The sequence below is a fragment of the Brevibacterium sp. SIMBA_078 genome (genome assembly GCF_046534565.1).
Classification (GTDB): Bacteria; Actinomycetota; Actinomycetes; order Actinomycetales; family Brevibacteriaceae; genus Brevibacterium.
The window spans coordinates 1,249,979-1,262,087 of the sequence record NZ_JAWRYQ010000001.1 but is presented as its reverse complement, the minus strand read 5'-3'; the positions used below and the strand labels follow the sequence as shown (position 1 = coordinate 1,262,087).

Below are 12,109 nucleotides of genomic sequence, written 5' to 3'. Positions count from 1 at the left end.
GTTCTCAATTACTGACCAAGCAGTCAGGCGCTGATGTGGCAGTCAGCCGCCAACTCACCGGTCGGTCGAGGCAGACGTCCATCCGTCCGCCGCCAGACCCGAGGCACCGGCGATCACTCAGAGTCGAGGACCACCGCCTCCGGAGACGGCACCCGGCAAAGTCGCCCAGCAACAGAAGGTTCCGCTCATGTCCGCCACCGCTTCAGGCCCAGTCACTCCGAATCCGGCCACCCCACATACGACCACCCGCGAGGAGCGCAAGGTCCTCGCCGGCACCCTCGTCGGCACCACCATCGAGTGGTACGACTTCTTCATCTACGCTCAGGCCGCCGGCCTCATCCTCTCCGCCCAGTACTTCGGCCCTTTGGCCGCGGACAATCCGGCACTCGGCCAGATCATGGCGTGGGCATCTCTGGGCATTTCGTTCCTCTTCCGCCCGTTGGGCGCGATCATCGCCGGCCACCTCGGCGATCGGATCGGACGCAAGAAGATGCTCGTGCTCACGCTCATCCTCATGGGGGCCGCGACCTCGCTCATCGGCCTGCTCCCGAACTACGCGATGATCGGAGTCGGCGCGCCGATCCTGCTCACCCTGCTGCGAATCCTGCAGGGCTTCTCCGCCGGCGGCGAATGGGGTGGGGCCGCGCTGCTCTCGGTCGAACACGCCCCGATCTCCAAGCGCGGCATCTTCGGCGCGTACCCGCAGATCGGCGTGCCGGTCGGCATGATCCTCGCCACCGGCGTGATCTGGGTGCTCACCACGGTCCTCACCGCCGAACAGTTCGCAAGCTTCGGCTGGCGGATCCCGTTCCTCTTCTCCGTCGTCCTCGTCTTCGTCGGCTATTACATCCGCCGCCAGGTCGAGGAGTCCCCGGTCTTCGCCGAGCTCGCCGAGCGCAAGGCCGAATCCTCGGCTCCGCTGGGCACCCTGTTCAAGAAGAACACGAAGGAAGTCGTGCTCTCCGCGCTCATCTTCATCGGCAACAACGCCGTGGGCTACATGATCATCGCGTTCTTTGCCGCCTACGCCTCGCGCCCGCTGGAGGAAGGCGGATCCGTCGGCCTCGACCGGGCACCCGTGCTGTTGGCGACGACGCTGGCGAGCTTCGGCTGGCTGGTGTTCACGATGTGGGGCGGCGCGTTGTCGGACAAGCTCGGTCGCGTGCGGACCTTCCAGATCGGGTACGTCCTGCTCATCGTGTGGCTCATCCCGACCTTCCTCATGATCGACATGGCGAACATCTGGATGTACGGCATCGGCATCTTCGTCCTCACCGTCGGCATGGGCCTGTCCTACGGCCCGATGTCGGCGATGTATGCGGAGATGTTCCCGGTCGAGGTCCGCTACTCGGGCGTCTCGATCGGCTACGCGCTCGGCGCGATCCTCGGCGGCGCTTTCGCCCCGACTATCGCCGAGACTCTGCTCGCCGAGACCGGCTCATCGATCTCGATCGCGATCTACATGATCGTCGTGTGCATCATCTCGCTCATCGGCGTCAGCCTCGTCAAGGAGACGAAGGGCAACGACCTCGGCCTGACGAAGCACCACTGAGGCTGCGGCGAACCCCCAGTTCGTCACCTGCACCTCGATTTCCTGGTCGATCCACGGTGAGTCCTCCGCCTGAAACGCCGTGGATCGACCCAACAATCCACCGAGGCGGCGCACCCACTCAGCAGCTCTCGCATAGGCTGATGAGATGACCCTGCCAGACCACACGAACCCGACTTCCCTCGCGTATCCCGACATCGAAGCCGCGGCGGCCCGGATCGCCGGGCAGGTCCGTCCGGTCACGGTCACCCAGCGGGGGAACGACGGAATAGTCTTCGCCCTCGAGTTCATGCAGCACACCGGCACGTTCAAGGCCCGCGGTGCGCAGAACTTCATCCAGGCTCACCTTGCCGAAGGCACCTTCCCCGAGGCGGGAGTGACGATCGCATCGGGCGGCAACGCCGGACTCGCCTGCGCATGGGCGGCCCGTGCCGCCGGTGTACCGGCGACCGTGTTCCTGCCGACCACCGCGCCGAGCGTGAAGGTCGAACGGCTGCGATCGTATGGTGCGCGAGTGGAGTTGGTCGGTTCCGAATTCGCCGAGGCGGCCGCCGCCTGCCAGGAATTCGTCGAGTCCTCCGGTGCGCTGGCCTCGCACGCTTACGACCATCCGCTCATCGCCGCCGGCGCGGGCACCTTGATGACCGAGATCCTCGAGCAGGTGCCCGATCTCGACACGGTCGTCGTCTCGGTCGGAGGCGGCGGTCTGTTCGCCGGCGTCGCGACGGCCGCGACTCATCACGGAGTGCGCACTGTCGCGGTTGAGCCGGAGAACTGCCGAGCGCTGAGTGCAGCGATCGAAGCGGGCGAACCGGTCGATGTCACGGTCGATTCGGTGGCAGCGGATTCGCTCGGAGCCCGTCGTGCCACTTCGCTGGCGCTGGAGGCGGCGCGATCAGATCTGGTCACCTCGGTGCTGGTCAGCGACGACGCCATCATCGAAGCACGACAGCGACTGTGGGACGAACACCGGCTGGCGGTCGAGCATGCGGCGGCCACGGCGTTGGCGGGAGTCAGCGGTGGTGGCAGAGGGAAGACTGCCAGCGACGGGAAGTCGCCGGGCGGTTATGTTCCGGCCGAAAAAGAGAAGGTCTGCGTCGTCCTCTGCGGGGCGAACACGAGCCTCAGCGATCTCTGAATCACGGGGACGGCCACCTCGGCGATTCGAGCGCCGGAAGTCAGCATGGTCGAACGTTGGACGTCAGCGCGTTCGGTCGCGGTCCTTGGACTTCAGCGAGGCCTTGATGAGGCCGAAGATCGCGAGCGCCACGACGACGGTGATGATGGCTTTAACGAGGAACCAAGCAATGGAGAACGCGACGTTGACCACCCACCACGCGATGATGATGGCGATGATCGCGCCGATGATGCTCCACACGGTACTCATCTTCATGCCTCAAGCCTAGGCCCGAGTGCACAGCCGTGCAATGCGCGCGGTGATCGTCCCAGCCGATCCTCAGCACGGACGCGGTTCGTCAGCCGAGCGCGGCAGCGGTCCGCCCTGCACCGGTCGTCCGAGGTGCCGCACCGGACCGAACTGCGCGGGCCGACCAGCGGCGGTCGGCGAAGCCCACTTCGATCGGATGGTCGAAGGCGGCAGAGACCTGCTCGGAGGTGAGCACCTCGGCGATGGGACCGGCGGCGGTCAGTCGCCCGTCGGAGATGAGCGCGGCGTGAGTGGTCGTCTCGGGAATCTCCTCGAGATGATGGGTGACCAGCAGCGTCGACAGCTCCGGCGAGCGCAGAGACAGGGCGTCGATGGTCTCGAGCAGCTGTTCGCGTGCGGCCACGTCGAGTCCGGTGGTCGGCTCGTCGAAGAGCAGCAGCTGTGGTTCGGCGATGAGCGACCGGGCGACGAGCGCACGCCCGCGCTCCCCCTGTGACAGCACCTTCCACCCGGCGTCGGCGCGGGACGTCAGTCCCACCTCGGCGATCTGGGCATCGGCCTTCACGACATCCTCAGGCGCGGGCTCCCACCGCATGGGACGTTCGACGGTGCCGGTCAGCCCGGTGAGGACGACCTCGCGGACGGTGAGGTTCGACCGCAGCGGATGACGTGGATTGACGTGACCGATGAGGCGGCGCAGCGCGGCGAGCTCGACCCGACCCATGCGTGATCCGAGGATATCCACGGTGCCCGAGGTCGGGAACACCTGCGCCGAGGCGAAGCTCAGCAGCGTGGACTTCCCCGCCCCGTTCGGACCGATGAGCACCCAGTGCTCGCCGGCATTGACAAGCAGATCGATGCCGTGGAGTATCTGCGTCTGCCCACGCCGGAATGTCACATCAGCGATATCGAGGACGGTCTTGGCCACGCCTCACTCACCTCTCGCGGACCCGCACGGTCCAGTTGATCCATGCGCCCCGCCTTCGGGCAGGGCGAATCCGAGTCTAGGCGCGGATGTCGCCGAGGCGGTCCTCGCCGATCGATACCGAGTTCCACATCCTGGATCACGGTGGCACCCCGCAGGCGACGACGGCAACGGGCCATAATGGAGTCATGCACAACGCCGCCGATTCGAATGAGGACCTCCGCGAGGAGTATCGCATCAAGATGCGCGGTCGGCTCCTGCGCCGGTCCGCTTCGTTCAATGTCGCCCACGCCGTCGACAGCCTCGAACCGGGCACCGGCGCTCAGAGCATCCAACGCGCGCTGACGCTGCTCAACCTCGTCGGCCTCATCGCCGGGGAGCGGCGCGAAGGCGCGAGCCTGTCCGAGCTCGCCTCGATCAGCGGCCGCCCGAAAGCCAGCGTCCACCGCATGCTCCAGGCGCTCATCGCCATGGGATACGTCGAACGCCTCGAGGAGGGCGGGTACCGCCTCGGCGTGCAGTCGCAGATCCTCGGTCAACTGGCCCAGAAATCGGTGGATCCGCTGGTCACGGAGTCGGAGTCGAGCCTGATGCGCTTGGCCGAGCTCAGCCAGGACACCGTCTTCCTCACCCTGCGCACGGGCAGCTATTCGATCTGCGCCCGCCGCGAGGAGGGCTTCGGTGAGATCTTCAACAACGCCCTGTCCGTGGGCGACCGTCACCCGCTGGGCATCGGCGCCGGATCGCTGGCGATCCTCTCCGAGCTCTCCCCCGCCGAGGTGGACGCCCAGTTCGAGGCCAACGCCGAGATCCTCGCCGAGAGGTATCCGAAGGTCTCCGTTCCACATCTGCGTGACATCATCGATCAGGCCCGCATCGACGGATTCGTCCACAATCCCGGGCTCTTCGCCAAGGGGTCGTGGGCGGTCGCGGTTCCGCTGCGCATCCGCGGATCGCGGCCGCGTGCGGCCCTGTCGATCGCCTCGATCGCCGACCGTGTCACCGGTTCCCGGGTCGAACGCCTCGTCGCTCTGCTGCGCCGGGAGGCGAAGGCCATCGCCGAGGCGCTCAGTTCGCAGTCCGACCTCACCCCTGACTCCGGCGACCTCTGAGGCGGCCTTTGTTCCCCTCGCGCATGACTCCTGCGGGCGGATCCACCTCGAAATCCGCTATTGGATCGAGACGGATCCACCCGCAGGAAGCGCCGATCTGCTTACATGCGCACGGGGTCTGACCTCCTGGTAGCCTGACCACTAGCAACGTCGGGCTCCCGGTTCCCGAGTCACCACGTGACTGGCTGGCCCCAGAGCTGACGACCCCCAGGTGTTGCCGCGGCAGCCTGGGGGCGCTTCGTACTCACCCCGGGTCCGGCTCCAGCGCACTGCGCGAACTCCGGTAGCGTGAGGGCATGCCGGAGACTCCTGATGCCACGACCGTGTCCCTGACGATTCCCGAACTGCGTGAATTGTGCATTGCAGCGATCACCGCTGCCGGTGGGTCACCCGCGCTGGCGCAGTCTTTGGCCGAGGCGACCGTAGCTGCCGAGCGACGGGGCAAGACCGCCGTGGGCACGGCGCATCTCTTCGATTACCTCGACGGCCTCGAGGCCGGCCGCATCAACGGGCGGGCGCAGCCGAAAGTGACGAACAAACTGCCCGCAGCGCACCACGTCGACGCCGACCGCGGCACCGCGCAGCTCGCCTTCGATGCAGCCTTCGACGACTTCGCCTCGTCCGCCGAATCGCTCGGCATCTCCGTCCTCAACATCGCCAACGCCTTCACCGCCGGAGAGCTCGGCTGCTATACGACGCGGCTCGCCGAACGGGGCCCGGTGGCGTTTGCCGGGGCCAACTCACCGGCGCTGATGTCGCTGTTCGGCACACCGGGCTCGGCGACCGGAACGAACCCGTTCTCGTTCGCCGTTCCCCATACCGGTGGCCCGCGCATGTTCGATCAGGCGACCAGCGCCACCGCGTGGGTCAACGTCCGCAACGCCGCCGACCGGGGAGAGACGATCCCCGACGGATGGGCCCTCGCACCCGACGGGGCGGCCACGAACGATGCCGGGGCCGCCCTCGCCAGTTCCCTGCTGCCGTTCGGCGGGGTCAAAGGCAGCAATGTCGCGCTCATGATCGAACTCCTCGCCGTCCACGGCGGGGGCCGCTTCTCCGTCGACGCACCCGCCTTCGACTCGGGTCAGGAGAGCCCGGGCACGGGACTGTTCGTCATCGCGATCGCGGCCGATGCCTTCGACCCTGGCTATTCGCAGCGGGTCGCCGAGCATCTTGACCGGCTGTACGCACGGTTCGGCTTCGACTTCGGCCGCAAACGCAGCCTCGAGGTCGTCGAGCTGCCGGAGGAACTCCACTCGGTGCTCCTCAGCCGCGCCTGAGCTTCACCGACCGCTCGAGTTGCCGTCGACCTCGCACCGCATAACTCGGTACAGCGACGGTAACTCGAACGGTCAGTGGGCACGACCGACGCTTGAGTGCGCAGTCGGTGCGTACGTATTTGGAACAGCCAGAGCGGTCGCACCTTCCCAGAAATCGGCCGACCGGAATGGGCTCAGCGACCGGCCCTCAGGCCCCTAGACCGGCACGGATGCGGCGGACGGCGTCGTCGAAAGACTCCCCGGTCACCTCGGCGGCCGCCCCCGGATCACCGGCGTCGACGGCATCCATGAGTCGGCGCTGGTGCTTGAGCAACGGCGCCTTGGCGTCGGCCGAGATCTCCCGCCTGGCACCGACGAGTTTGTACGCCCGGCAGCGCAGCCACAGGGTCCGGATCGTCTCAACGAGGACGGGATTGCCCGAGGCGGAATATATCGTCGCGAGCAGCTCTTCGTCGTGGTCGAGATACTCTGAGGCATCGCCGGAGTCGAGAGCCGCCTCCATCGCCGCAAACTCCTCATCGAGCCGCGCCCGGCCCGCCCCATCGAGCTTCTGCGCACCCTGGACCGTCGCTTCGACCTCGAGGATGCGACGCACCGAATAGATCTGCAGCAGCTCCTCGGCGGTGAATTCCTTGACCACGGCCCCGCGGTGCGGGCTGGTCTCGACGAGCCCGACCTCCTCGAGTCGGGCCAGCGACTCCCGCACGGGCATGACGCTTGTACCCAGGGACGCCGCGAGCTGGCGGATCCGCAGTCGATCTCCACTGCGATATTCGCCGGAGAGGATGCTCGCCTGCAGCGCTTCGAACACTTGGTCGCCGATGCGCGGGCCGATCTCGGTCTGGGTCTCGCTCATAGTCGACAGTCTATCCACGCCGAGGCAGCAAGCAGCCCCTTCAATGAGCTCAGTCCCACGGCGCCGTGGATACGCCGACCGCTCAGGTTGCCGTCGACCGCTCGCCGCATAACGCGGTACAGCGACGGCAACCTGAGCGGTCGGTGCGAAAGCGGTTCTAGCGCAGGACGACGGTCCTCTTGCCCGAGAGGAACACACGTCCGTCGCAGTGCCACTTCACGGCATTGGACAGCGCCTTGCATTCTGCGTCGCGACCGGCGGCCACGAGGTCCTCGGGAGTGAAGGCATGGTCGACCTCGACGAGCTGCTGAGCGATGATCGGCCCCTCGTCGAGTTCGGAGTTGACGAAGTGCGCGGTCGCCCCGACGGTCTTCACTCCGCGCTCCCACGCCTGGTGGTAGGGCTTCGCGCCCTTGAAGGACGGCAGGAACGAGTGGTGGATGTTGATGGCCCGTCCTGTGAGCTCGCGGGCGAGGTCGTCGGAGAGGATCTGCATATAGCGGGCGAGCACCACGAGGTCGACCTCGAAGCGGTCGACGAGTTCGAGCAGCTTCGCCTCGGCCTCGGGCTTCGTCTCCTTCGTCACGGGGATCCGGAAGAAGGGGATGTGGTGCCATTCGACGAGCTCACGATGGTCAGGGTGGTTCGACACGACTGCGGCGATCTCGATCGGCAGCTCGCCGACCCGGGCGCGGAAGAGCAGGTCGTTGAGGCAGTGCTCGAACTTCGAGACCATGATGAGCACCCGCCGCTTCTGCCCCTGCGGCCACAGCTGCCAAGTCGCTCCGAACTCCTCGCCGATCGCTTCGAAGTCGGTCCGCAGAGCCTCGACACCATTGCCGGGCTCGTCGGAGACGCTGAAGTCGATGCGCAGGAACAGCTGCTGGGTCGACTGGTCGTCGAACTGTTTGAGTTCCTTGATGTCTCCGCCGTGGGTGAGCAGGGCACCGGTCACGGCATGCGTGATTCCGGGGCGCTCGGCGCATTCGAGGGTGAAGATGTAGTCCTGCATGTCCGTATCTTTCTGTCTGTGGGGCGAAGTCCCGGTGTCCCAGTCTGCCGCATAATGGCGATCGGCATCGGCACGGTCGACCGGTCGTAGCTCATTCGGTGAGGAACTCCGCCATTCCGTCGAGCAGCCAGCGGACCGTGAAGTCCGCGAAGCTCGCCCGCGGGTAGACGCGGTAGGTGTCCTCACCGCTGTGATGGAGGATGACCGGGACGGGTCCCAACGCGGTGACGATCGCCGTGCCGACTCCGAAGGCGCGGGGGTGGAGATCGGCGCGGCAGCTCTTCTCGAGCACCTCGCGGGCCTTCTCCCCCGTCAGTTCGAGGATCGTCCGGTTGGCAGAGAGATCGACGGCCTGTCCGGGCAGTCCCTCGAGTCCCGCCTCTGCGACGATCGTCTCGCCGGGCTGCTGGCAGCGGGAGACGTCGACGGCAAGGAATTCGTCGGGGCTCAGCCACAGCACGTGCTGAGCCGCCGGATCACCGGTGACTTCACCGACGCCGCGGGGCAGGCGCAGGCCGAACGTGTCCTCGAGCGACTTCCATGATGCGGAATCCGGCTGTGCCCGCAGGCCGATCTGCACGGTGAAGGGCAGTTCGCGCAAGCCCACGCTGCGGCCGCCCGCCGCGCTCGCCTCGGACATCAGCCCGGCCAGGTGCGCGGCCGGAGAGACCCGCAGGTCATCGAGTCCGCTCGACCCGGTGCCCGCGTGGGCGGCCTGCGTCTCAGCGGTCGAGAGGGACTGTGCCGTCGAACGGGTGGAATAGGTGGTGTCAGCCATCGCGGCGGTTTCCTTCCGGATCGTAGAAGACGGGCGAGGTGATCTCGACGTCGACGAGGGTGTCGCCGAAGGGGGACTTGACGATCTCTCCTTCGCGGTTGCGGCCGTTCTCGACGAGTGCGAGTCCGAACGGCCGGTCGAGGCTCGGCGAGATATAGGACGAGGTGACGTGTCCGATCATCGGCACCGGTCCGTCCTCCGGTGTGACGGGGGTGCCCGCAGCGATGAGCTGGGCGCCCTCGGCGAGGCGGGTCGTGCCGTCGACGGGCAGCACCCCGACGAGGTGCTTGCGGTCCTCCCGTGACGTGTCGGCCCGGGAGTAGGAGCGTTTGCCGATGAAGTCCTTGACCTTCGACACGATCCATTCCATGCCCGCGTCCTGAGGGGTGACGGTGCCGTCGGTGTCCTGGCCGACGATGATGAAGCCCTTCTCGGCACGCAGCACGTGCATGACCTCGGTGCCGTAGGGGGTGATGTCGAACTCGGCGCCCGCCTCGGCGACGGCTTCCCAGACTGCCAGCCCGTAGAACGTGTCGACGTTGATCTCGAAGGCGAGCTCGCCGGAGAACGAGATCCGGCAGATGCGGGCGGGAATGCCGTTCGCCAGGGTGGTCTCGCGGAAGCCCATGAACTCGAAGGCGTCGTTCGACACGTCGAGGTTCGGGGCGAGCTTGGCGATGACGTCGCGGGACCGGGGTCCGGCCACGGCGACGGTCGACCACTGTTCGGTCACCGAGGTGAAGACGACGTCGAGGTCGGGCCATTCGGTCTGATGCCATTCCTCGAGCCATTCGAGGACGGTCGCCGCCCCACCGGTCGTCGTCGTCATGTAGTAGCGGTCCTCGGCCACGCGCAGGGTCACACCGTCGTCGAAGACCATTCCGTCGGGCTTGCACATCAGCCCATACCGACCCTTGCCGACCCCCAGCTTCTTGAAGCCGTTCGTGTAGATCTGGCCGAGGAACTCCCCGGCGTCCTTCCCGCGGATCTCGATCTTGCCGAGCGTCGAGGCGTCCTGGAAGCCGACGGATTCGCGCACGGCCTTGCCCTCGCGCAGCACCGCCGCCTCCATGTCCTCACCCGGCTTCGGGTAGTACCAGGGACGCTTCCACTGCCCGACGTCTTCGAACTCGGCACCGTGGGCGACGTGCCAGGAGTGGATCGAGGTGACCCGAGCCGGGTCGAAGAGCTCGCCCTTGCGCCGTCCGGCCAGTGCCGCGAAGGGCACCGGGGCGAAGGGGGCGCGGAAGGTCGTGTGCCCGACCTGTCCGAGGTCGTCGGCCTTCCCCAGCACCGAGGCGATCGCGCCGATCGCGTTGACCGCTGAGGTCTTGCCCTGATCGTTCGCCGTCGAGATCGAGGTGTAGCGCTTGATGTGTTCGACCGAGCGCATGCCCGCGCCCATCGCCCGCTGCACGTCGGCGACGGTCTGGTCACGCTGGAAGTCGATGAAGTGAGTGCTCAGGTTCTGGTGGTCGTCCTGCGCCGACGTGACCAGCCACAGTGGACGGGCCGGAGCATAGGCCATCGCTGAGACGGCGGGCACAGCGAGCGCGGCCGGGAAGCCGGTGCGGTTCGCCGCTTGGTTCCCCGCCTCGGCGCCCTGCCGCAGAGCCGCTTCGAGCGAGTAGTCCCCGGTCACTGCTCCGACCGTGAACTGGTCGCGCACGGGCGTCGTCGGCACGAAGGCCGCGATGTCGCCGTTCCAGTGGATTGTGCCCTTGCGCTGACCGTGCAGGTGGATGACCGGCGAATGTCCGCCGGAGACCGCGAGCAGGTCGACGGGAATGCTCTCACCGTTTTCGGCTGCGACGCCGTCGTCGTCGAGTCCGGCGACAGTGATGGCGCTGACCCGTCCGGCGGGTCCGTCACCGGCGGTGCCGGTGACGGCGGAGCCGAGGATGAGACGGGTGCCCGTGGCGGTGGTGACGGATTCGGCGATCGCCGAGGCTGAGGTGCGGGAATCGATCACCGCAGGGACGGTGATGCCTGCCGCGTGGAGGTCGGTGACGAGGTCATAGGCGGAGTCGTTCGTCGTCGCCACGGCCACGTTCTGCCCGGCGGCCACACCGTAGCGGCCGAGGTAGGTGCGCACGGCCGAAGCGAGCATGATGCCGGGACGGTCGTTGTCGGCGAAGACGATCGGACGGTCATGCGCACCGGTGGCGAGCACGACCTGACCGGCACGGACGTGCCAGACCTTCTGACGCACTCCACGACCACCGACAGCCGCGACGGCGTCGGTGCGGTCTTCGAGGGCGACGAAGTAGTTCGAGTCGTAGCTGCCGAAGACGGTGGTGTTCTTCACGTAGGTGAGCTCTTCGTGCGCGGCGAATCCGGCGACGGTGGACTCGACCCAGGCGAGGGCGTCGACGTCGTCGATGGTTTCGGCCGTGGCCGGTCCCGCCGCGAGCAGCGAGCCGCCGGGCCGGGACTGATCGTCGAGGAGCAGGGTGCGGGCTCCGGACTTGCCGGCTTCCCGGGCGGCGGCGAGTCCGGCCGGGCCGGCGCCGACGATGAGAACGTCGGTGTGCACGTGCTTGTGCTCGTAGGTGAGTTCGTCCTGGCCGGGGTCGAGGATGCCGAGTCCGGCGAGGTAGTCGGCCTCGAGCCCTTCGGCGATGGCGACGCGGGTGGCAGGCAGCATCGACTCGGAGACGTCTCCGGGGAAGCGGGAGTGCACGCGGACGAGCGCATTGGACTCCTCGACGCCGGCGCCGAGGATGCCGCGAGCACGTCCCAGGTAGGTCGAGTTGCCGCAGTCGATGCGGCCGGCGGCGATCAGCGCACTGGCGATCGTGTCACCGTCGAAGCCCGAGTATGTCTGTCCGTCGACGGTGAAGTCGATCGGGCGGGTGGTGTCGATGCCGGTGGCAGAGGGCAGTCGAGACGCGGAGTGCAGTCGGGTGGTGTTCGTCATCGAACCTCTCCTTGGGTGTCGGGACGGGGTGAGCCGATCGGGTAGATCGCGGCGAAGTCGTAGGTGGCCGTATTGCGGATGGCGTTGAACCACTTTCGGCAGCCGGCGCTGTGGCTCCACATCTCAGCAAAGGCACCGCGGTTGTTCTCACGGTAGAAGAGGTACTCGCCCCATTCTTTGTCGGTCAGGGCGTACGGGTCTTCAGGGTAGGGAACGTGCGCCTGTCCGCCGTAGTGGAATTCGGTTTCGTCGCGTGGCCCGCAGTTCGGGCAGTGGATGAGCAGCATGTC

11 protein-coding genes are annotated in these 12,109 nt (G+C 67.1%); 4 read left to right on the top strand and 7 right to left on the bottom strand.

Features of this window, described 5'->3' with window-relative positions; genetic code table 11:
- The first annotated feature begins 187 nt into the window (after positions 1-187).
- Together SB749_RS05600 and SB749_RS05595 are read left to right on the top strand one after the other, a co-directional pair.
- The gene (locus SB749_RS05600) at positions 188-1,552 is read left to right on the top strand and encodes an MFS transporter (protein WP_410709445.1); all 1,365 of its coding nucleotides are present in this window, start codon (positions 188-190) and stop codon (positions 1,550-1,552) included.
- 145 nt (positions 1,553-1,697) lie between these two features.
- On the top strand, positions 1,698-2,687 hold the full coding sequence (locus tag SB749_RS05595) for a serine/threonine dehydratase (RefSeq protein ID WP_265418822.1): 990 nt from the start codon (positions 1,698-1,700) through the stop codon (positions 2,685-2,687).
- 63 nt (positions 2,688-2,750) lie between these two features.
- Here the strand turns inward: SB749_RS05595 and SB749_RS05590 are convergent, their stop codons facing one another.
- Positions 2,751-2,942 (bottom strand): hypothetical protein, encoded by a 192-nt coding sequence (locus SB749_RS05590; protein WP_039211572.1) that lies wholly within the window; start codon positions 2,940-2,942, stop codon positions 2,751-2,753.
- An 82-nt stretch (positions 2,943-3,024) separates the two neighbouring features.
- Positions 3,025-3,864: an ABC transporter ATP-binding protein gene (locus tag SB749_RS05585; RefSeq protein WP_410709444.1), complete on the bottom strand. Its 840-nt coding sequence runs from the start codon at positions 3,862-3,864 to the stop codon at positions 3,025-3,027.
- A 185-nt stretch (positions 3,865-4,049) separates the two neighbouring features.
- Here SB749_RS05585 and SB749_RS05580 point away from each other — a divergent pair, with 185 nt between their 5' ends.
- Positions 4,050-4,973 carry an IclR family transcriptional regulator gene (locus SB749_RS05580; protein WP_410709443.1) on the top strand — a complete coding sequence of 308 codons (924 nt, stop codon included), beginning with the start codon at positions 4,050-4,052 and terminating at the stop codon, positions 4,971-4,973.
- 296 nt (positions 4,974-5,269) lie between these two features.
- Complete coding sequence (locus SB749_RS05575; RefSeq protein ID WP_410709442.1) at positions 5,270-6,253, top strand: Ldh family oxidoreductase; 984 nt, start codon at positions 5,270-5,272, stop codon at positions 6,251-6,253.
- Positions 6,254-6,440: 187 nt separating this feature from the next.
- On the opposite strand, the gene SB749_RS05570 is transcribed toward SB749_RS05575, so the two are convergent.
- The 5 genes from SB749_RS05570 to SB749_RS05550 form a co-directional block, all read right to left on the bottom strand.
- Complete coding sequence (locus SB749_RS05570; protein ID WP_039211575.1) at positions 6,441-7,109, bottom strand: GntR family transcriptional regulator; 669 nt, start codon at positions 7,107-7,109, stop codon at positions 6,441-6,443.
- Between the two features lie 157 nt (positions 7,110-7,266).
- On the bottom strand, positions 7,267-8,121 hold the full coding sequence (purU, locus tag SB749_RS05565) for a formyltetrahydrofolate deformylase (RefSeq protein ID WP_039211576.1): 855 nt from the start codon (positions 8,119-8,121) through the stop codon (positions 7,267-7,269).
- A 91-nt stretch (positions 8,122-8,212) separates the two neighbouring features.
- Positions 8,213-8,899 (bottom strand): sarcosine oxidase subunit gamma, encoded by a 687-nt coding sequence (locus tag SB749_RS05560; RefSeq protein ID WP_410709441.1) that lies wholly within the window; start codon positions 8,897-8,899, stop codon positions 8,213-8,215.
- The gene (locus SB749_RS05555; protein ID WP_410709440.1) at positions 8,892-11,819 is read right to left on the bottom strand and encodes a 2Fe-2S iron-sulfur cluster-binding protein; all 2,928 of its coding nucleotides are present in this window, start codon (positions 11,817-11,819) and stop codon (positions 8,892-8,894) included. Before SB749_RS05555 ends, SB749_RS05560 begins: the two co-directional genes overlap by 8 nt.
- On the bottom strand, positions 11,816-12,106 hold the full coding sequence (locus SB749_RS05550) for a sarcosine oxidase subunit delta (protein WP_410709439.1): 291 nt from the start codon (positions 12,104-12,106) through the stop codon (positions 11,816-11,818). Before SB749_RS05550 ends, SB749_RS05555 begins: the two co-directional genes overlap by 4 nt.
- Between the last annotated feature and the right edge of the window lie 3 nt (positions 12,107-12,109).